The 21,042-nt window shown below is 64.8% G+C and carries 16 protein-coding genes; 9 read left to right on the forward strand and 7 right to left on the reverse strand.

The annotated features are described in order from the left end of the window. The coding region (locus LPA37_RS14150; protein ID WP_229012923.1) for a molybdopterin cofactor-binding domain-containing protein at nt 1-921 on the reverse strand (921 nt) is incomplete at its 3' end. 258 nt (nt 922-1,179) lie between these two features. Continuing rightward, a complete protein-coding gene (locus tag LPA37_RS14155) occupies nt 1,180-1,797 on the reverse strand; it encodes a histidine phosphatase family protein (protein WP_229012924.1) in 618 nt (205 codons plus the stop codon). 253 nt (nt 1,798-2,050) lie between these two features. Between LPA37_RS14155 and LPA37_RS14160 the strand changes: the two genes are divergently transcribed. Continuing rightward, nucleotides 2,051-4,066, forward strand: a complete 2,016-nt coding sequence (locus LPA37_RS14160) for a VTT domain-containing protein (protein WP_229012925.1) — start codon at nt 2,051-2,053, stop codon at nt 4,064-4,066. Between the two features lie 70 nt (nt 4,067-4,136). Next, complete coding sequence (locus tag LPA37_RS14165) at nt 4,137-5,138, forward strand: VTT domain-containing protein (protein ID WP_229012926.1); 1,002 nt, start codon at nt 4,137-4,139, stop codon at nt 5,136-5,138. On the opposite strand, the gene LPA37_RS14170 is transcribed toward LPA37_RS14165, so the two are convergent. Continuing rightward, the gene (locus tag LPA37_RS14170) at nt 5,083-7,443 is read right to left on the reverse strand and encodes an FdhF/YdeP family oxidoreductase (RefSeq protein WP_229012927.1); all 2,361 of its coding nucleotides are present in this window, start codon (nt 7,441-7,443) and stop codon (nt 5,083-5,085) included. The two genes, LPA37_RS14165 and LPA37_RS14170, sit on opposite strands and share 56 nt — an antisense overlap. 164 nt (nt 7,444-7,607) lie before the next feature. Here LPA37_RS14170 and LPA37_RS14175 point away from each other — a divergent pair, with 164 nt between their 5' ends. Together LPA37_RS14175 and LPA37_RS14180 are read left to right on the forward strand one after the other, a co-directional pair. Then, nucleotides 7,608-9,020 carry an aminotransferase-like domain-containing protein gene (locus tag LPA37_RS14175; RefSeq protein ID WP_228983842.1) on the forward strand — a complete coding sequence of 471 codons (1,413 nt, stop codon included), beginning with the start codon at nt 7,608-7,610 and terminating at the stop codon, nt 9,018-9,020. Nucleotides 9,021-9,052: 32 nt separating this feature from the next. Then, the gene (locus LPA37_RS14180) at nt 9,053-9,310 is read left to right on the forward strand and encodes a helix-turn-helix domain-containing protein (protein ID WP_228983836.1); all 258 of its coding nucleotides are present in this window, start codon (nt 9,053-9,055) and stop codon (nt 9,308-9,310) included. Between the two features lie 90 nt (nt 9,311-9,400). Here LPA37_RS14180 and LPA37_RS14185 read toward each other — a convergent pair whose 3' ends face one another. The 4 genes from LPA37_RS14185 to LPA37_RS14200 form a co-directional block, all read right to left on the reverse strand. Beyond that, the gene (locus LPA37_RS14185; RefSeq protein WP_228983835.1) at nt 9,401-9,799 is read right to left on the reverse strand and encodes a hypothetical protein; all 399 of its coding nucleotides are present in this window, start codon (nt 9,797-9,799) and stop codon (nt 9,401-9,403) included. A gap of 43 nt (nt 9,800-9,842) precedes the next feature. Continuing rightward, on the reverse strand, nt 9,843-13,292 hold the full coding sequence (locus tag LPA37_RS14190; protein ID WP_228983832.1) for an ATP-binding protein: 3,450 nt from the start codon (nt 13,290-13,292) through the stop codon (nt 9,843-9,845). 10 nt (nt 13,293-13,302) lie between these two features. Next, nucleotides 13,303-13,950 carry a response regulator transcription factor gene (locus LPA37_RS14195; RefSeq protein WP_090535419.1) on the reverse strand — a complete coding sequence of 216 codons (648 nt, stop codon included), beginning with the start codon at nt 13,948-13,950 and terminating at the stop codon, nt 13,303-13,305. Between the two features lie 780 nt (nt 13,951-14,730). After that, nucleotides 14,731-15,249, reverse strand: a complete 519-nt coding sequence (locus tag LPA37_RS14200; RefSeq protein ID WP_228983830.1) for a methylated-DNA--[protein]-cysteine S-methyltransferase — start codon at nt 15,247-15,249, stop codon at nt 14,731-14,733. A 444-nt stretch (nt 15,250-15,693) separates the two neighbouring features. Here LPA37_RS14200 and LPA37_RS14205 point away from each other — a divergent pair, with 444 nt between their 5' ends. From LPA37_RS14205 to LPA37_RS14225, 5 genes are all read left to right on the forward strand, one after another. Further along, a complete protein-coding gene (locus tag LPA37_RS14205; protein WP_228983880.1) occupies nt 15,694-15,939 on the forward strand; it encodes a hypothetical protein in 246 nt (81 codons plus the stop codon). A gap of 139 nt (nt 15,940-16,078) precedes the next feature. Continuing rightward, nucleotides 16,079-16,510 carry an HIT family protein gene (locus LPA37_RS14210; protein WP_228983829.1) on the forward strand — a complete coding sequence of 144 codons (432 nt, stop codon included), beginning with the start codon at nt 16,079-16,081 and terminating at the stop codon, nt 16,508-16,510. Between the two features lie 265 nt (nt 16,511-16,775). Continuing rightward, complete coding sequence (locus LPA37_RS14215; protein WP_228983828.1) at nt 16,776-17,768, forward strand: DedA family protein/thiosulfate sulfurtransferase GlpE; 993 nt, start codon at nt 16,776-16,778, stop codon at nt 17,766-17,768. Between the two features lie 89 nt (nt 17,769-17,857). Beyond that, nucleotides 17,858-19,561 (forward strand): FAD-dependent oxidoreductase, encoded by a 1,704-nt coding sequence (locus LPA37_RS14220; protein WP_228983827.1) that lies wholly within the window; start codon nt 17,858-17,860, stop codon nt 19,559-19,561. Between the two features lie 21 nt (nt 19,562-19,582). Further along, nucleotides 19,583-20,890, forward strand: coding sequence for a winged helix-turn-helix domain-containing protein (locus tag LPA37_RS14225; protein ID WP_228983826.1), 1,308 nt, complete (start codon nt 19,583-19,585; stop codon nt 20,888-20,890). Nucleotides 20,891-21,042 lie beyond the last annotated feature (152 nt).

The raw sequence follows: 21,042 nt of genomic DNA on the forward strand, positions 1-21,042 counted from the left end.
GCCGCCGCGCGGGCCGCCCCCCCCCCCCCCCCCCCCCCGGGCGCGCGGTCCCCCCGCCCCCACGACGAACGTCCTGATGACACCGAGCTTCGCGGGAATCCGCGATGCGTCGAAATGCGCGACCGTCCCGCCCGGTGTCGGACACATGTTCACGCTGGCGTAGAGCAGGCCGTCGGGCAGCGCATCGATGCCGAAGCGCGCACTGCCGTCGATCTTCGATGCGGCCTCGATACGCCGCAGCGGCTTGCCGATGATCGTGAACTGCGCCGGCAGTTTCAGATCCACCTTGCGCGGCATCGGCTGCCGCGCCGCCAGCGCCGTCAGTTCGCCGAAGCTCGCCGTGCGGCCCGACGGATGCGTGATCCTGCCGGCCACGACGCTGCAGTCGACCGCGCGCACGTCCCACTTCGCGGCGGCCGCGCTTACCAGCATCGCGCGCGCGGACGCGCCGGCCTCGCGCATCGGCGTCCACAGATCGTTGAGGCTTGACGAGCCGCCCGTCGTGTTCACGCCGAAATCGCGCGTGAACTTGCGCACCATCCAGACCGCGAGGCGCTTGATCTCGCCGTCATCGTCCGGGCGAAACCAGAGATCGTCGACGATGCTCTGCTGGTCGTTGTAGATCCCGTCGATCGGCCCGTTCTCGACCTTCACCTGCGGCCAGTCGGCGTCAAGTTCGTCGGCGAGCATCATCGCGAGGCCGGTGTGCACGCCCTGCCCCATCTCCGACTTGCACATCATGATGGTGACCGTGCTGTCGGCGGCGATCTTGACCCAGCCGTTCAGCGCGACCTGCGTGCCGGTCACGGGCAACGGCTTCGACGTCGTCAGACGCTGCGCCGGCGGCATCGCGCTCCAGCCGACGAGCAGGACACCCGCCGCGCCGGCACCACCGAGCAGGAAAGTTCTGCGCTTCATCATGCGGCGACCCGAGTGGAGTCCACGATAAAGGAGCGGCCCGATTCGCGCGGGGCGCCGTTTGTTCCGAACACTTATAGAACGTGCGAGCAGCGACGGGACTGAAATGCTTCATCTTAGTCCGTCCAGGCGCGGTTTCAGAGGCGCGCAGCAAGGTAATTGCAGCCGGTTACAACGGAATCCGGCGTGAATGAGCGCATCGACGTGACGCAACAGGCCCGAACGCAGCGGCTTCGCTGGATGATGCCCCCTCAGGCGGCGTCATCCCGCTTCGGAACAGCGGAGGTTCCACTGACGCAACGCGCGGATGTCGCGATCGAAGCCGAGAATGCTGATCGAGGCCGTATCGAGAACCAGATGCGCGCCGAGCGCCGCCGAATCGCCCATCCAGCAACCACCCAGTACGCGCAGGAAATGCGCATGCGAGAAGAGTGCGATGCGTCCCTGCATCGTCAGGAAACGCCCGATCAGCGCGCGGGCGCGCGCCTCCACCTGCACGAGGCTTTCGCCTTCGGGAATGGGCGAATCCCAGACAGACCAGCCCGGTACGGTCTCGCGGATCTCGGGCGTCGTCCGGCCTTCGTAGATGCCGTAGTCCCATTCGTGCAGATCCGGCTCGACCTCGGCACGCTCACCGAGGCCCGCCTCGCGACAGGTTTCGATCGCGCGCGACATCGGGCTCGTCAACACGCGGTCGAACGGCTGCGCGGCGAGCAGCGGGGCGAGCAGATGCGCCTGGCTGTGTCCGCGCTCCGTCAGCGCAATGTCGGTGCGGCCCGTGTGCTGGCCGGACAGGCTCCACGCAGTTTCGCCGTGCCGGATCAGCCAGAGTTCGACGTGTCCTTCGTAGCGCGGGTGAGTGGCAGTTGCAGTATTCATGGGAAAACTCTTCTGGACGGAAGGAGATCATCGGCGGCACGCGGTGACACAAGACGGCACATCCAGTGACACCGCAGGTTGACCGATTCTAAAGCGACCGGGCGACGCCCGCCGCCGTCAGGCACATGGCATGCGGCGTACGGCGCGATTTGTCCGGGGTGCCCGATAGCGTGCGCCATGCATTGATCGCGTGCTATGTTTCCGGTGATCCAGCGCCACCAGACCGCCCGCCTAGAAGGACACACCCCCGCTGATGGAGCACGCCTACTTCGAGTTGCTGCATTTTCTGACCGCGAATCCGTCATGGGCGCTGGCGGTCGTCGTGCTCGCCGCGTTCTTCGAAGCGATCGCCGTCATCGGCACGTTCGTGCCGGGCAGCACCGCGATGTTCATCGCCGGCGCGCTGGTGGGCACGGGCACGCTCAACCTCGGCTGGGTGCTGGTCTGCGCGATCGGCGGCGCCATCGCCGGCGACGCGGCCAGCTACTGGTTCGGCTGCCGTCACAAGACGACGATCGTGCGTCTGTGGCCGTTCAGCTCGCACCCCGGCATCCTGATCGCGGGCGAGAAATACTTCGAGAAACACGGCGCGAAGAGCGTTATCTTCGCGCGCTTCATCGCGCCGATACGGGCCATCGTGCCCGTCGTCGCGGGCATGATGGGCATGCCGCAACTGCGCTTTTTCGGGTTCAACATCCTGTCGGCGCTGCTCTGGGCGCCCGCGCATATCCTGCCCGGCGTGGTGTTCGGCGCTTCGCTCGAACTGGCGGGTGCGGTGTCGTTCCGGCTTGTGATCGTCGCGGCGATCTTCGTGGCGATCGGCTGGATGACGTTCAAGCTGACTGGCGTGCTCGTCTCGCACGCGCGCAACTGGACCGACGTGTCGCGCCAGCGCATGCTGCACTGGGCGAAGCACAACCCGCATGCGAGCGGCCGCCTCGTGCTGCGGGCGCTGAATCCGGACAACCCGGCCACGGGTCTGATCGTCGCCATTTCCATGCTGCTGCTGGTGGCGGGCGCGGTGTTCGTCTCCACGATGAACGACGTCGCGCGCGGCAATCCGCTGGTTCAGGTGGACATGTCCGTGTACCGGTTCCTGCGCTCGTTCCATGCCTCGTTCTACGACCGCGCGATCTTTCTGTTCTCGACGCTCGGCAGCGCGCTCACGCTGTCGATCCTCGCGCTTGCCGTCGTCATCTGGATGATCTTCGAGCGGCGCTGGCGCACGATCCTGTACTGGCTGATCGCCGTCGTGTTCTCCCAGGTGCTGATTCTCGCGATCCAGATTGCGGCACTCGGGCTGACGACGGCCTCCGTCGCTTCCAGCGTGCGGGCGTTTCCAAGCAATCACGTTGCCGGCGCCGTGGTCATCTACGGCTTTCTCGCGTTTCTGCTCGTGCGCCGCGTCGGCCTGCTCTCGCGGATTCTGGTGGCCACGACAACCGCGGCGATCGTAGCCGCGGTCGCGCTTTCGGGTCTGTATTCAGGGCTCTTTTCTTTTTCGGCCGCGCTCGGCGGCGCCGCGCTCGCCGCCATCTGGGTGTTTCTCGTGGCGCTGACCGCCGTCTGGCGGCATCCTTCAGACCCGCCCCCGCGACCGTTCATGCCGCTCGTGTTTCTTGTGCTGATTGGCCTCGCCGTCGTGGCGCAACTGGACGCCACCCGGCGCGATGAGTGGATGAATGCCGCGAAGCCGGCGCCGGCCATCGTCGTGACGACCGCTCAGTGGACCGACCGCATATGGCGCACGTTCTCGTGCTATCGCGCCGACATGGAAGGCGATCGCCATGAGCCGATCACGGTGCAATGGGCCGCCACCGCCGATCAGATACGCACGCAACTGCTAGATCGCGGCTGGGTGGCGGGCACGCCGCTTTCCGCGCGCAGCGTGCTCTCGCTTGTTTCGCCAGACGTGAGCGCCGTGGACCTGCCCGCGCTGCCGAAGCTGAACAACGGCGAACCGTCGACGCTCGTCTTCATCCGCCCCGATGCGGCCCGCGACCAGCGCGACGTCCTGCGATTCTGGCCGACGAATTACGCGATCGAGCATCGGCACGGCGTTGCGCCGACGCCGGTCTGGCTCGGCTCCGTGGTTCACGAACGGTTACGGCGCCCGACATGGCCGTTCAACGTGCTTCGTCCGGACCCGCGCATCGAACCGATGATCCTCGACCGGAGCACCACGTCGTCGTGGAGCGATCTGCAGATTGCAAGAAGCACGGGATGTAAGGGCGTGCCGGTAACGCTGGTCGCTTCGAGGGCGAGATGACGGCCTGGCCGGCCGCCATGCGCGGCGGCGGATCACGCGGCACAATAAGCAGGATTTAACGAACGGGCCGGTGTCCGTTCATCACAGGAGTCACAAGGTGGTCGAGTTTCCCGCAGCGGCGATTGCAACGTGGGGTGCGGCGGTGGTGTTCGGCAACGTGTTGCTGACGCGCCTCGGCGCGCCGCTGCCCGCGATTCCCGTGCTCATCTTTGCCGGTTCCGCGATCGGCAACGGGACGCTCTCGTTCACGCACATCCTGTTCGCCGCGGTGGCCGCCGCGATGCTCGGCGATTGCGTCTGGTTCAGCGCGGGGCGGCGCTTCGGGCATCGCCTCATCGAGGGTCTCACGCGTATCTCGCTGACGGTCGCAACCGGCGTGCGGCACGCGCGTGCGCTCTTCGAGCGCTTCGGCCTGCCTGTCGTCGCCATCTGCAAGTTCGTGCCGGGTCTCGCGCTCGTGACGCCGCCGCTGATGGGCACCACCTCCGTCGCCATTTCCGCGTATTTCGCGTGGGATGCCGCCGGCACGCTCGCGTGGGCCGCGTTCTGGCTGCTGGGCGGAGCGGTGTTCGAGCAGCAGCTGTCGAAGTTCATGGTTGTCGTCAGATCGCACGGCGCGACGATCTTCGACGTGATCGCCGCCGCCGCGGTGCTCTATGTTGCGTATCGCTGCTGGCAGCGCCTGAATTTTCGCAGGCGCATCGCGCATATGAAGGTTTCGCCCGAACAGCTCGACGCGATGATGCGCTCGCCGTCGCCGCCGGTCATCGTCGATGCGCGGCCGGAGTCGGTCCGCGACGAAGACCCGTGGCTCATCCCCGGCGCGCTGCTGCTCGATCTGCAATCCACCGAGCCGCTGCGCGCCAGGGTGCTCACGCGCGACGTGGTCGTGTATTGCTTCTGCGAAAACGATTCGACGTCGCGGAAAATGTGCGAGTACCTGCACAAGGAAGGTTTTTTTCACACGCGCTCGCTAACGGGCGGTCTCGACGCATGGCGTAGCTGCGGCTATCCGGTCAAGCCGATGCCACCTCGTATCGAGACGTTTCCCGCGGCGCTGGTGGGGACGTAGCGTCCTCGCAGGCCGTCGCCGTCAGCAGCACGGGAATCGACTTGGAGGTCGGCGTGCCGGCGCCATCGGCCACCGACGACAGCGGCACGAGCGGATTCGTCTCCGGGTAATACGCGCCGAGACAGCCGCGCGGAATGTCGTATTCGACCAGCAGGAATCCATTCACGCGACGCTCGATGCCGTCATCCCATACGCTCGTGATGTCGACGCGCCCGCCGGGCTTGAAACCCAGCATCGCGATGTCGTCCCGGTTCGCGAACAGCACGCGCCGCTGGCCGTACACACCACGGTAGCGGTCGTCGAGGCCGTAGATCGTCGTGTTGTACTGGTCGTGTGAACGTGTGGTCATCAGCGTCATCAGGCGCTCGCCGTAGAGCGCCCGCGCGCGGTGGACCGGCGTATCGAAGGAAATCGCGTGCACGATGAACCGCGCCTTGCCGCCCGGCGTGTTCCAGATGCGATCGCGTGCCGCGACGCCCAGATGAAAACCGCCTGGCTGCTTCAGCCGCTCGTTGTAACCGGTAAAGCCATCGATCACTTTCGCGATGCCGTCGCGGATCAATGCGTAATCGTCCGCGTGCGCGAGCCAGTCGACCTTCGCGCTGCCGAGCGTGGCGTGCGCCATGCGCGCGACGATCGCGATTTCCGACAGCAGATTCTCCGACGCCGGCTTGTTCATGCCGTACGAGATGTGGACCATGCTCATCGAATCCTCGACGCTCACGCCCTGCGCCACGCCCTTCTGCAGATCGATTTCGGTGCGGCCGAGCGTCGGCAGGATCAGCGCGTCCTGACCGTGCACGAGGTGGCTGCGGTTCAGCTTCGTCGTGATGTGTACCGTCAGCGCGCACGCGCGCATGGCGTCCCATGTGCGCGGCGTGTCCGGCGTCGCGATCGAGAAGTTGCCGCCCAGTCCGATGAACACCTTCACCCTGCCGTCGAGCATCGCCTGAATCGTGTTCACGACGTCGAGGCCGTGCTCGCGCGGTGGCTCGAAATCATAGCCTTCGCCGAGGCGGTCGAGGAACTGCTGCGTCGGCTGCTCCTCGATGCCGACCGTGCGGTCGCCCTGCACGTTCGAGTGGCCGCGCACCGGACACAGGCCCGCGCCGCGCCGGCCGATGTTGCCGCGCATCATCATCAGGTTCGACAGGATCTGCACCGTCGGCACGGAATTCTTGTGCTGCGTCAGGCCCATGCCCCACGTCGAGATCACCGCACGGCCTTTCACGTAGATATCGGCGAGCTTCAGCACGTCTTCGAACGGCACGCCCGATTCCGCGACGATCGCGTCCCAGCTTTCGGCGCGCAGGTCGTCCGCGAACGAATTGAAGCCAGCCGTGTGCTCCGCGATGAACTCGACGTCCAGCACGCGTTCCAGATTCGACGCGATGGCTTCGTCATCGAGTTCGATCACGCGCTTCGCGACGCCCTTGATCAGCGCGAAATCGCCGCCGACCTTCGGGCGAATAAAGACCGAACTGATTTTCGTGCTGCCCATCGTGATCATCTCGACCGGATGCTGCGGGCTCGCGAAACGCTCGAGGCCGCGTTCCTTCAGCGGATTGATCGATACGATGGTCGCACCGCGCTTCGCGCACTCGCGCAGTTCGCCGAGCATGCGCGGATGGTTCGTCGCGGGATTCTGGCCGAAGAGCAGCAGCGTGTCCGCATGCTCGAAGTCGTCCAGCGTCACCGTGCCCTTGCCGACGCCGACGGTGTGCGGCAAGCCGCGGCTCGTCGCCTCATGACACATGTTCGAGCAGTCGGGGAAGTTGTTCGTGCCGTACATGCGCACGAACAGCTGGTACAGAAACGCGGCTTCGTTGCTCGCGCGGCCTGACGTGTAGAACGCGGCGCGGTCGGGGTCGTCGAGCTGGTTCAGATGGCGGGCGATCAGGTCGAACGCGTCGTCCCACGAGATCGGCACGTAGCGGTCGCTGCTGGCAGCGTAGACGAGCGGATCGGTCAGGCGGCCGTGCTGCTCGAGTTCGAAGTCGGACTGCGTCATCAGGTCGGCCACCGTGAACTGCTCGAAGAGCGCAGGCGTGGCGCGCTTGCTGGTGGCTTCGGCGGCGACGGCTTTCACGCCGTTTTCGCAGAATTCGAACGTCGACGCATGTTCGCGATCCGGCCACGCGCAACCCGGGCAATCGAAGCCATCCGGCTGGTTCTGCGCGAGCAGCGTGCGATAGTTGCCGCCCGAGACCTTCTCCTTGAGAAGATTCAGCGCCACATATTTGAGTGCGCCCCAGCCTGCGGCGGGGTGCGTGTACGGCTCGATACGAGCTTCGGGTTTCTTCATGAACGTGTCGCCGGGTGGACGGATAAGCAGGCGGATGCGCCGATGAAGGGAAGCGTACTGTGTTCCAGAATGAACGCGGCACACAGAAATTGTGAAATTCGAGGAGTACAGTTGATGAAGTCCGGGCTACACTGGCGGCATTCCGTGCCTGGACTTTCTTCGCCGTGAAGCTTTACGAGAAACTCGCCGACGAAATCGAAACCGCCGTGCGCAACGGCGTCTTTGCGGCGGGCGAGCGCATTCCGTCGGTGCGGCAGGCCAGCCAGCAACATGGGGTGAGCATCAAGACGGTGCTACATGCGTATGCGCTGCTCGAAGGGCGCGGCGTGGTCGAAACGCGGCCGCAATCCGGCTACTTCGTGCGCGACATCGCCCGCACGCATGGCACGCTCGCGATGTCGCCGCAGGCGCCCGCTGTCGCTTCCGAGGTCGATGTGAGCCGGCTCGTGCTCTCCACGCTGCGCAGCATCCGCTCGAACGACGCGATGCCGCTCGGCTCGCCCTATCCCGATCCATCGCTCTTCCCGTGGCGCCGCATCAACCAGTACGCGAACGCGATTGCGCGACGGCACGCGAGCTGGAACCTGATGGACGACCTGCCGCCCGGCAATCCCGAACTGATCCGCCAGATCGCACGGCGTTACGCGGAAAACAGCGTGCCGGTCGATCCACGGGAAATCATCATTACCGTCGGCGCGACCGAGGCGATCAACCTCAGCCTGCAGGCGGTCGCGAAACCGGGCGACACCGTCGCCGTCGAATCGCCGACGTACTACGCGATGCTGCACGCGATCGAACGCCTCGGCATGCGTGCGATCGAAGTGCCGACGCATCCTGTCGAGGGCATCGATCTGGAAGCGCTTGCGCAGATCATCGCGCGCGAGAAGATCGCGGCGTGCATGGTCATGCCGAACTTCCAGAATCCGCTGGGCTTCCTGATGCCCGACGAGCGCAAGCGGCAACTGGTGGAACTGCTGGCCGCGCACGATATTCCGGCCATCGAAAACGATGTCTATCACGAGCTTTACTACGGCGAGGCCCGCCCTTCGACGCTCAAGCACTTCGACACGCGAGGGCTCGTTCTGCACTGCGCGTCGTTCTCAAAGAGTCTGACGGCTTCGTACCGGATCGGCTGGGCGATGCCCGGGCGTTATCGTGCGCAGGTCGAAAAGCTCAAGTTCCTGAATACGCTGACGACGCCTTCCGTGCCGCAGGTCGCCGTCGCCGACTATCTGCGTCAGGATGGCTACGACAGGCATCTGCGGCACGTACGTCGGGTGTATCGGCAACAGGCGCGCCTGATGACAGCCGCCGTGCAACGGTTTTTTCCAGCCGGCACGCGCACGTCGGCGCCGCAGGGCGGATATGTGCTGTGGGTGGAACTGCCGGAGCGCGTCGATTCAATGCGGCTCTATCAGGCCGCGCTCGCGCGCGGCATTACGATCGGGCCCGGCTACATGTTTTCGACGCGCAACGCGTTTCACCATTTCATCCGGCTGAACTACAGCTACGCATGGACGCCCGCGACGGAAACCGCACTGAAGACGCTCGGCGAACTCGTCGCGCAGATGGCTTGAGAGCACGCTAAAAAAACACAACGGAGACGCAGATGAACGATGAGATCGATCCCGCGCTGATTGCCGTGCTCACGCAACTATGGCGCGCCGCGCGGGAAACGCCGGAGCGTGCATGGTCGCTCGCGAAACTCTCCAAACAGGCGGGCCTGCCGATGAGCGGCTTGCGCCGTCAATTGACGGCGCTGGTCGACGGCGGGTTTGTCGAAACGACGTTCGATGAGGCGGGCACCGGCACGGCGCGTCTGAGCGATGCCGGACGCGCGTTGTGTGCCGGTCTGTTCGATACCTGAACCGGATAAATGTCATGACGCCGCGTCACAAGCCGTTCTTGCGAGAAAGGCCCGACTGCAGATTACCCGCAACCGGCCGGCTACCCATGCTCACGGCCGTACTGTTTCAGTTCCGCCAGCCGGCGCGGCGGGCCGCGTGTTCTTGATCCGGAATCGCAGACGGTTGCAATCACTCTTGACGTGTGCCGCGTAGGCTTGCGGATCACCGGCACGCAACGACTGATACTGCAAAAGCGTACGTTCCTGCTGGGTCCAGCCGTAATTCCAGTGGTAATCGAAATCCTTTGCATCAGGCATTGAAGCCCGCAGCTTCGCCTTGTAGCCCGCAACCTGATCGGCCGTGAACCCGCACAGCGCGCTTCCGAGATGCGCGCCGCGACCCGCCGCCTGAATGGCCTCATCGGTGCTGCGCACCTGGCCCCACGCGCCTGCCGAACATGCCGAGGCAATCAGCAACGCGGCAATCGTTACTCGTTGCGGATACATCATTCCGCCTCCGTTCGATGTGAAGTCCAGCATACTCCTTCAGCTTTCAGGAAACGGCATCGCCATGAATGTTGAACTGCTCGCTGAGTGCGGCATGCAGTGCGTCTGCCCGCTGCTGGAGACCGGATGTCCAGCCTGACGTCGTGCCGCAGAGTCGCTCGAGTTCGCGGCAGCGCTTCGCGAGCGCCGACTCCTGCACCACAAGGAATGCGCCCGCGCTGCTGTGCGCCCACTGACGCAACATCACGACGTCCTGACTTTCGATGATGCCGGCAAGCTTCGGCAGATCGGTCGCGAGATGGTCCTTGAGTATCGTCATGTAGCGTGACTTTTCATCGGCGGACATGGCGAGGGAAACGGACCCGTCATCGACACGCGCTGCGGGTGTTGCCGCCGGAGCCTCCGCTGGCGTCACTGTGCTCGCCGCAACAATCGCGCCGCTACGCACGAGTCCGAGCAGCGCCGTTTCCAGTTCCTTCAACGAAGCGGGCTTCGCGACGTACGCAGCGAAGCCGCGTTCCCGCCAGTCTTCGGCCTGCTCGCTGCTCGTCACCGCGCTGAACGCGAGAACCGGCACGTCCGGATGCGAGACGTGCAGTCTCGCCAGCAGTTCGTGTCCGTCCATCACGGGCATATGGATGTCGGTCAGCACGGCGTCCACTTCCATATTCTGGAGTGCGGCGAGCGCCTGTCGTCCGTCGCCGACGATGACCGGCCGGCAGCCCAGCGTATCGAGTTGCTCCGCGATCAGCGTCTGGTTGAGCGGATTGTCTTCAGCGACGAGGATGACAAGGCCATGCAGCGCCGCGTCGGGCGCTTCCACTTCGACAGGATGCTCGGACGTTGCCTCGACCTCGCCCGACGATTCGCTCAGCGCACGCTCGACGGTGGCGAGTATCGACCGGTGATTGAACGCGTTCACTTCGAACACGCCCTCGGCGTGACGCACCGCGCGATGATGTCCCGTACGCGTCATCCACACCACCGGCACAGCGCGCACCGCACGCAGCGCATCGATAGTGGCACGGTCGTACTCGCCGGTCACGATCATGAAGCTGGGTGTATTGGCGCGCAAAAACGCTTCGGCCGCGGGCTGCGCCAGCACGGTGTTCGTCAGCCAGCCGGCGCGCAACAGCCAGGTTTCCAGATACTTGCCGCTATCGCGTTCCTGACACAGGACCAGCGTCGTACCGCGCTGCACGGGCGCGGGCGCCTGCACATCGGCCGCGTCGTGCAGCGACACCAGCGGAATCATCACGGTAAACGCGGAGCCGACGCCGGGCACGCTTTCGACCGTGATATGGCCGCCCATCAGTTCGCACAGCCGCGCGCAGATAGACAGGCCGAGCCCGGTGCCGCCAAAGCGGCTCGACGTCGTCGCCTCCGCCTGAACGAACGGGCTGAAGATCCGCGATACCAGCACCGCGTCCATGCCGATCCCCGAATCGCACACGCGACACACGAGGATGTCGCGTTCCTGAACGTCGACCTGCATCTCGGCGCTAAACGTGATCTTTCCGCACGCCGTGAACTTGAACGCGTTGTTCAGCAGGTTATTGACGATCTGCGCGATGCGCGTCCGATCGCCGCGCAGCACCTTGTCGAGCGTCGCGGACAGATGCACGTAGAAGCGCACGGGCCGGTCCTGCACCATCGGCGCATAGGAAAGCGCGAGACTCTCCATGTCGTCGACCGGCCGGAACGTCTCTGCAACGAGCTTCAGTTCGCCCGCATCGATCTTTGAAAAATCGAGAATGTCGTTGACGATGCGGCGCAGCCCGTCGGCCGCCATCCCCAGCGCCCGCAGCCGTTGTTCATGCGCCCGCACACCCGGGCTTCGCGACAGCAGTTCGAGATTGCCCAGCAGCGCGTTGAGCGGCGTGCGGATCTCGTGACTCATCGAAGCGAAGAAGTTCGAGCGCGCGCGCATCATCGCTTCGGACGCCTGCTGCGCGGCACGAAGCTGCTGCTCGAGCGTCTGCTGCTCGGTGACATCGATGATCGCGCAGAACAGCACGTCCTCGCCGTCATAACGTGCGGGCGCGTAGGTAATCTGCAGGAACTGCGGCGCTGGATTGCCGGCTTCGGGCGGCCTCGCATGCACGATGAAACCGGCGATCTTCGCAATCGAGGAAGCCGGCACATCATGGCCGCCCTGCGCCCGAAACGCCGTGACGATGTGCGGCGGCAGCTTCGCCTCGCTTCCAGGCTGCAACAGCGCGACGGCCAGCTGGTTGAAGGTCAGCAGCGAATAGTCGCGTTGCCGGACAATGCACAATCCAACCGGCGTCGCGCTGACAAGAATGTGGTTGATCGTTTCGCTTTCGAGCGCGCGTTCCGTTTCAGCCTGCGACTGGCGAAGCAGGCGCAAGCCCCAGAACCGCGCCGTCAGCATGACGCCCGCGATCAGCACGAGTGCGAGCCCCGCGATCACCGTCAGCTGCACGCTGAGCGCGCCAAGCAAACCCGCGTACGAGACGAAGTACACGAGCGGGCCGAAACCGGGCTGCGTCGGCTCGACGAGCAGCACGCCCTCGCGCGAATAGACGAAGTGTCCGGACGTCACGCCGTTCGCGAGCCTGAGCAGGTGGCTGGACCGCTCGGCGGTGACGGCCGGCGACGACGCCACGAAGCGCCCGCCTTCGTTCAGCAAAAGGAGCGTGCCCGGGTCGGCCGGACGGGTCAGGCCGGTGAGGAAGGTTTCGACCGGAACGCTGGCGGCGACGAGCGTCGTGGGCGCGTCGTTTTCGTACACGGTCGTGACCGCTGTCATCACCTCGATGTTCTGCACGGGATCGACGTACGGGCCGATCCATACGCGCTCGCCAGGTGCCGGCACGGTGCGCCCCGTCTTCGACTGGAGTTGGCGCGTCAGCACGTCGCGCAACTGCGTCACCAGACTGACGTCGAGCGCGGATGGCTTGCCCGGCCCGGCTGCATCGAGGGCGGGAAGAATCACGCCATAGCTTTCGGCCACGCCCAGCAGATACGCGCGATGATCGAGACCGAACGCGAGTTGCGTGGCGAGCGTCGAGTCCGCGGATTCATACAGGCGGGCAAGCCGCTCATCCAGCGTGCTGCCCCACGCAGCGCGCGTGGCCGGCGGCGCCAGCACGTCGAAGTGCGCATCCGGCAGCTTGCCGAAACCGGTCGCGATGCCCGTCTCGCGCACCTGATCGGCGGCGCCGGCAGGCAACGGGCGCGGCGCCGCGATCGCGTCGTAGTAGCGGACGGTCAGCTCGGTGCGATGCAGGAACGAGCCTTCGCGCTCGAGCAGCGCGGAGACATCGGTCGCGTATTGCATGACGCGCCCGTGCCGATAGTCGAGATATCGCGCGGCGGCCAGCACGGCCACCAGGACCACCGACGCGACGACGATCGCCACCAGCGTGACGATCGTCGCGAAATAGAGATACCGTTGGCGCCGCGCGCTTCGGGCAACGGCCGCGAACGATTCAGCGAGCGAGTCCTGTGTGAGGTCGAGAATTTTCTGCATGACGCGGTCGTCAGATCAGTCCGTTCTCGTAGGCATAGCGGATGAGATCGGTGTTGGTCTGCAAGCCGAGCTTCTGCATCGCCATGGTCTTCTGGCTCGACACCGTGCTGACCGAGCGGCCCAGCTTGGTTGCGATTTCCGACAGCAGGGAGCCTTGCGCATAGAGCCGCACGACTTCGAGTTCGCGTGGCGTCAACTCGGTTGCGGGTGCGGCGTTGGCCGATGCCGAATCGAGCAGTGCACGGATCGAGGGCGAGTAGAAATGGCCGTCGCTGACGGTCACATGGATGCACGCGCGAACGGTTTCGTCGAGCTGGTCTTCCTTGCTGACGAAGGCGCGCGCACCCAGCTTCATCGCGCGCATGACGACGCCGGGGTTGGTCTGCGCGCTGACCACGACGATGCGCGTGTCGGGATAAAGACGCGACAGGCGCTTGAGCAGGTTGAAGCCGTCGATCGACGCGTCGCCGTGTCCCATGCTGAAGTCGGTCACGGCGACATCCGCTGGATTCTGCGCCAGCGCCTGCACCAGCTGGCTGCCGTTTGTGCACTCGCACACAACCTCGAAACCCGGTGCCCTTCTCAGGCAGTCCCGCAGGGCAACGACAATCAATGGATGATCGTCGGCAAGCGCGACGCGAATAGGCTTGACTGACATACCGTTGTTCCTTAGGACGACGGAGGGGAATGTGCTGGCTATTCTCGGAGGCAGTTTAGCCTTTTTATTAATCTTAGGAAATGTCTGATTCACAAATCTGAAATTGGCGAAGTTCTTTAGACTGCCGTTCACGGAATATCCGGTTTTACTGGAATATGAAGCGGGTAAGCGGGACGTTAAGAAATGTAATGGCCATCCCTCGCTGGAGTGATTTGCACGAGGTCGAACTCGCAAAAAGCGCCCCTCCGTTTTCAAGCCTGGCGGCCTCTGACGCCCGCACGGCTACCGGACTACATCGATAAAGATCGCCCGACACGTTATGTGCCGTGCATTCTCAATGGCACTCCTCGCCAGCGGTATCGTATTTTCCTTAAATTGGCGATCCGAATTTCAGATATTTCGCATAAAAGGCTGGCCGCGTTCCGCCTTATAGGACGGGCATCGGGTTATCAGCCGCCACGAATTACGATTGATCGGTGTGTCGAACTGACGCAACGCGTACGTAGCGGATGACGGCATCGCATTACAACGAATTGCCAGTCGGTGAGGCGCCAGGGCATCGATGCAGACGCTGAAGCGAAAGCAGAATTGATCTGATGGATCGGCGTTACTACCATCTCGACAGCACGTGGGGGACGGCTCAGGATGGATCTGTCAGCGCCCAGTAGTGTGGGCCGGCTGATCCAGGTAACAACGGCGTTTTAGCGGCCCGCCCAGGAATGGACGGGCTATTTTTTTGGTCGCCTGTCTCTGTCTGTCTCTGTCTGGCGCGGTCGGGACTCAGGCGCCGAACAGGTTCATCTGCCGGGCTGACGTGATCGCCGGTCGTTCGAGCGCGAGCAGACCCTGCTTGCGCTCGAGGCCGCCGGCGTATCCGGTCAGCTCGCCCGCGACCGAGAGCACGCGATGACACGGCACGATGATCGCCACCGGGTTGCGTCCGCTGGCGGCGCCGACGGCGCGCGCACTGTTGCCTTCGAGCCCGAGCCGGTCGGCGAGGCCGCCGTAGCTTTCGATGTGCCCATAGGGAATCTTCACGAGTTCGTGCCACACGCGCCGCTGGAACGCCGTACCTGACAGCTGCACATTGACCGTGAACACCTTGCGCTCGCCGGCGAAGTATTCGGCAAGCTCATCTTCGGTCTGGCGCAGTACATGCGCGATCTGGGTGTCGCGATTGTCGATACGCGCGTCGGGATAGTGCTTCTGGCCGACAAAATAGAGACCTGTAAGGGCGTCGCCTTCCGCACGCAGCAGGATGTCGCCGAACGGGCTCGCAATCAGGGTGCACTGCTTCATGGCTCTCTCATGGCTCTGGCAGCGGTTCCAGCTTCCATCAAAGGCTGCTTTCGGGCGCTTCCAGTTCTCATCACTCTAGCGCATCGTTCCGGCTCGCACCGCCCCCTGCCGCGAGCCGGGCGAGTTGGGCAAGAAGCGGATCGAACCGTCCGGGCGATTCCGCCCGACAGGGCGACGCCCCATCGCACAGCCCCGCGACACGACGATGACATCCGTACAGACGACCCGGGAAATGCAGGCACCGTGGCCGGGCACGCAAAAAGCCGGCCAGCCCGACGGACACTCGCGCTACACTGGCCTTGAACCGCGGCGCCGGGCTGCATGCGGTCCTTCGGGCAACGAAGCCGACGGCAGCGGGTGTCCGTGGGGATGGCCGCCCGGCGGACGAAGTTTGCCGCCAGCCCGTACAATGAATCGCTCAACAACGGAACGAGGACAATGTCGATGCGCACCACCGGCTCTTCCGGGGCAATGACCCTGCTCACCGAATACGACGACGCAACGGCGCGCGAACTTCGCTCGCTGCGCCTCGAATCGACTGAAGACGGCAAAGGCATTCTTCTGATCGAAGTCGATGAACGCAAGCCGGGAATCCACCGCGAAGTGCGTTACGAGATCACACCCGCGGAACTCATCGCAGCGATTCGCGCCCACGGCGCCGAATTGCCGGGTGAACAGCACAACCGTTAATTCACCCTGAACCGCCGGCACGGCGGGTTTCACCCCGGGCGGCAGCAGGCCCCGTACCTCGTGGTACGCGCCCCGCCTGGTACGTTCTTCAGCGGGGCCGGCCGGTACTGGCGGCGCCGCCGATCCTCGAAGGCAGACAATGGAATACGATCCGCAGAATGCGTTCGCCCGGATCCTGCGGGGCGAATTGCCCGGCATCCGCGTGTACGAAGACGAACTGACGGTCGCGATCATGGATATCATGCCGCAGGCCGATGGCCACGTACTCATCCTCTGCAAGGAGCCGGCCGCCGAAATTTTCGAGCTGTCGGAAGAAGGCGCGGCTGCCTGCATGCGGACAACCCGGCGGGTCGCGAAAGCGGTCAAGGCGGCCCTGAACCCACCCGGTGTGCTGATCGCCCAGTTCAACGGGCGCGCAGCCGGCCAGACCGTGCCGCACGTGCATTTCCACGTCATCCCGCGACGCGGGGGTGAAACGCTGAAACCGCACGGCACCGTGCCCGCGGACACCGAAAAACTTCGCGAGACCGCCGCGCTGATCGTTGCCGCCATGCCCGAAGGCGCTGTCTGACCGTCTGACCTTTTGAAACGGCGGTTCGTCCCCATCTGGCGCTGATGGCCGGTATGGAAACACGGCGGCCGCCTCTAGCGCCTCCAGCGGGCCGGGTGCGTCACGCGTCCGGCCCGCTGCGCTTCTCCGGCCTGGTGGCAGCCGGCCCGATCGTGAATTTCTTTTGTTTTCAAGTCACATTCCGGCACGCTTGCACGTCTCAAAAATGCGTCCATAATCCTTGAGTTACCTTCATTTCTGGCCGTAAGGCCGTGGATGTAAGCCGATGCTACATGACCTCGTCCAGCAGTACGGGCCGTTGCTGGTGTTTGCCAATGTGCTCGCCGCGTCGCTCGGGCTGCCTCTGCCCGCGATGCCGTCTCTCGTACTTTTTGGGGCAATGGCTGCGCTGCATCCGGGCTCCATCGGCGAACAACTGCTGCCGGTTCTGGTGCTGTCGATTTTCGCGACGCTGATTGGCGACAGCGCATGGTTCCTCGCCGGCCGCATCTACGGCGGCAACACGCTGAAGACGCTCTGCAAGCTTTCGCTGTCGCGCGATACGTGCGTGAAGAAGACCGAGCGCTTTTTCGGACGCTGGGGCGTGCGCGTGCTGGCCGTGGCCAAGTTCGTGCCGGGCCTGTCGATTGTCTCGGTGCCGATGGCCGGCGCGATGCGCGTGCCGTATCGCACGTTTCTGAGCTACGACAGCATCGGCGCGGCGCTGTGGTCCGGCGTCGGGTTGGCGATTGGTGCGCTGTTCGCGCCGCAGATCGACATGCTGTTTGCCGGTGCGAGCCGTCTTGGACGCATGACCGCGGTGGTCGTGGTCGCGCTGTTGCTGCTGTATGGCGCCTGGCGCTGGATCCGCCGGCGCCAGTTGATCAGGAAGCTGGCCACTGCCCGCATGGAAGTCGAGGAGCTCGACAAGCTGATCAGCGCGAATCAGACGCCCGTGCTTTTCGATATCCGCTCGCACGAAAAGCGCAAGCTCGATCCGTTCGTGATCCCGGGCTCGCAGTACGCCGACGAGCGTCAACTCTCGGAGATCATCGCGAAATATCCGCACGACCAGAAAGTAGTGATTTACTGCTCGTGCCCGAACGAGATTTCAGCGGCATGGATGGCGAAGCAGATGACCGAGGCCGGTTTCTCCGATGTCGTGCCGCTGCGTGGCGGCCTCGACGCCTGGCGCGATGCCGGCCGCCAGCTGGAGCCGCTGCCTGGCCCACCCGCCAGTCATGTCGACGACGCCGACATCGCACCGAAAGCGGCGTAACGCGCGGTCGCGCGACACCCACGGCGAGCCCGGCGCATCCGCGCTGGCACCGGCGCCGCATCACACAGAAAAGAGGAAGGAGCCGTCTGATGGCAGCGACTCAGGACAATGAAGGTCAGGCAATCGTAGCGGACGCACCGTTTTCGAACCTGAGCACCCGGCAGCACCAGATGTTCCCGGAACTCACCGACGCGGAAATCGACCGCCTGCGCAAATTCGGCGAAGTAACGCGCCGGGGCGCCGGTGAATATCTGTTTCTCACCGGCCAGACCGGCCCAGGCATGTTCGTGATCCTGTGCGGTGGCGTGCGGATAACCCGACGCGACGGACTTGGCCGCGAGTATCCGATAGTCGAACATGGCCGCGGCCAGTTCATGGCCGAGGTCGGGCAGCTATCCGGCAAGCCCGCGCTGGTCGACGGGTTGACGACGCGCCCCGTCGAGGTGCTGCTGATTCCGCCCGCGCGGCTGCGCGCGCTGATCGTCGCCGAGGCGGAACTGGGCGAGCGCATCATGCGCGCGCTGATTCTGCGCCGCGTCGCGCTGATCGAGAACGGCTCCGGCGGGCCGGTGCTGATCGGCAAGCGCAACGACCGCCGTCTTCTCGCGCTGGAAGGCTTCCTGTCCCGCAACGGTCATCCGCATTCGGTGATCGATGAACGCGACGAAGACGCGCTGCGGCTTATCGAGCAGTTCGCCGCGCGCCCCGAAGACCTGCCGCTCGTGATCTGTCCGGACGGCACGGTGCTGCATCATCCGAGCGATCCCGAACTGGCGACCGCGCTCGGCATGCTGCCCGAGCTCGACGCGTCGCATATCTACGACGTCGCGATTGTCGGCGCCGGTCCGGCCGGGCTCGCGACCGCCGTGTATGCCGCCTCCGAAGGCCTTTCGGTCATCGTGCTCGACAGCCGCGCACCTGGCGGCCAGGCGGGCGCCAGTTCGCGCATCGAAAATTACCTCGGCTTTCCGACCGGTATTTCCGGCCAGGCGCTGGCTGGCCGCGCGTTCGTGCAGGCGCAGAAATTCGGCGCGCACGTCGCGATTCCCGTGAAGGTGCGCGCGCTGCATTGCGACGAGCAACCGCACCGGCTGGATCTGGTGTGCGGCGGCAGCATCCTGTCGCGCACGGTGGTGATCGCGACGGGTGCGGTATACCGTCGCCCGCGGCTCGAAGGGCTCGAACGCTTCGAAGGTCGCGGCGCGTACTACTGGGCTTCGCCCGTCGAGGCGAAACTCTGCAAGCACGAAGAGATCGTGCTGGTCGGCGGCGGCAATTCGGCCGGACAGGGCATCGTCTATCTGGCGTCGCACGCAAAGCATGTACACGTGCTGATCCGCAAGAGCGGCTTCGAGTCGACGATGTCGCGTTACCTGATCGATCGTATTCGTTCGTTGCCGAATGTGACGGTGCATCCGCACGCCGAAATCGGCCACCTCGAAGCTGGCGAAAGCGGACTCACTTCGGTTGTCCTGAAGTCGCCGCTTCCGGACGGCACCGATCACTTCGACACGCGGCACCTGTTCCTCTTCACCGGTGCCGATCCGAACACCGAGTGGCTGCGCACCTGCGGGGTCGAACTCGACGCGAAGGGCTTCGTGCTGACAGGCATTGGTGCAGGCTCGGGCTGCGATCTGGCGACGACGGTCGAAGGCATCTACGCCATCGGCGACGCCCGCGCCGGGTCGACGAAGCGCGTGGCGGCCGCCGTCGGCGAAGGCGCGGCGGTGGTGGCGCAGATTCATCAGCTGCTCGCCGAGCGGGCCGGCGAAGCGATCGCGCTTGGCGCCTGAGCGAAGAGCACGCACCGCGTCTTGAAGACCGTCCCGCTTTCGGCTGCCCGCACGCTCCATCTGGCCGCTCAGGGTCTGCTCACGCCGCCGCGCCGCAAGGCGACGAAGGCGGACGTGCTGACGGCCATCCGCCGCATGGCGCAACTGCAGATCGACACGATTCATGTTGTCGCGCGCAGCCCGTATCTGGTGCTGTTCAGCCGCATCGGCGCATACGAACCGGGCTGGCTCGACGCGCATCTCGCCGGGGGCAGTCTCTTCGAATTCTGGTCGCACGAGGCGTGTTTCGTGCCGATCGAGGATTACGGCCTGCTGCGCCATCGCATGCTCGATCCGGCTGGCATGGGCTGGAAATACGCCGCCGGCTGGCACGCCCAGTACCGCGCCGACATCGATAACCTGCTCGATCACATCCGCCGCAACGGCCCCGTGCGCGCGGCGGATTTCGCGCGCGAAGGCGGCAAGGGCAACGGCTGGTGGGACTGGAAACCCGAGAAACGTCACCTGGAAGTGCTGTTCTCGACCGGTCAGCTGATGGTGTCGGCGCGTCACAATTTCCATCGCATCTACGATCTCACCGAGCGCGTGCTGCCCGGCTGGGACGACGCACGCGACCTGCAACCGGTCGAAGCCGTCGCGCGCGAGCTGCTGCTGCGCAGTTGCCGTGCGCTTGGCATCGCGCGCGCGGACTGGGTCGCGGATTATTACCGGCTGCCGCGCCGGCCGTACGTCGATGCACTCAGGGCGCTCGCCGACGAAGGCGAACTGATACCGGTACGCGTCGAAGGCTGGAAGCAGGACACGTTCGTGCATCGCGAGTTCGCGCCCTTGATCGACGATGCGGTCAGCGGCGCGCTCGCCTCGACGGTGACCACCGTGCTCTCGCCGTTCGACCCGGTCGTGTGGGACCGCAAGCGCGCCACCGCGCTGTTCGATTTCGACTACGCGATCGAGTGCTACACGCCAGCCGCGAAGCGCAAATTCGGCTATTTCGTGCTGCCTCTGCTAAGCCGCGGCAAGCTGGTGGGGCGCGTGGATGCGAAGGCGCATCGCACGGAAGGAGTGTTCGAGCTGAAATCGTTTCATCTCGAACCCGGCGTGCGCCTGAGCGGCCGGCTGACGAACGACCTGCGTCGCGCGCTACAGCGTTGCGCCGACTGGCACGGCACACCCGAACTGCGGTTCACGTCCGCGCCGAAGGAAGTGCTGGCGGCGTTCGATGCGCAAGCAAACCGACGCGACGAGATCAGTGAAACGCCGCCCACGCCATCGACAACGAAAACACGCCGGGCACAATCGACGCGCCGCGCTGCACTTTCGACGGATTGATCCACGCGAGTTTGCCGTTGCCGGGCGCCGCGCCAAAACCATCCGTCACGATTGCTGGAACATCGGCGGAACGATAGCGGAAAATAAAAACAGCTGGCATCGCGCCAGCCGTGTGCACACAGGAACAGCGCCGGTCTGAACGACCGGCGCAC

This window comes from Paraburkholderia gardini (genome assembly GCF_907164545.1).
In the GTDB taxonomy this organism is placed as follows: domain Bacteria; phylum Pseudomonadota; class Gammaproteobacteria; order Burkholderiales; family Burkholderiaceae; genus Paraburkholderia; species Paraburkholderia gardini.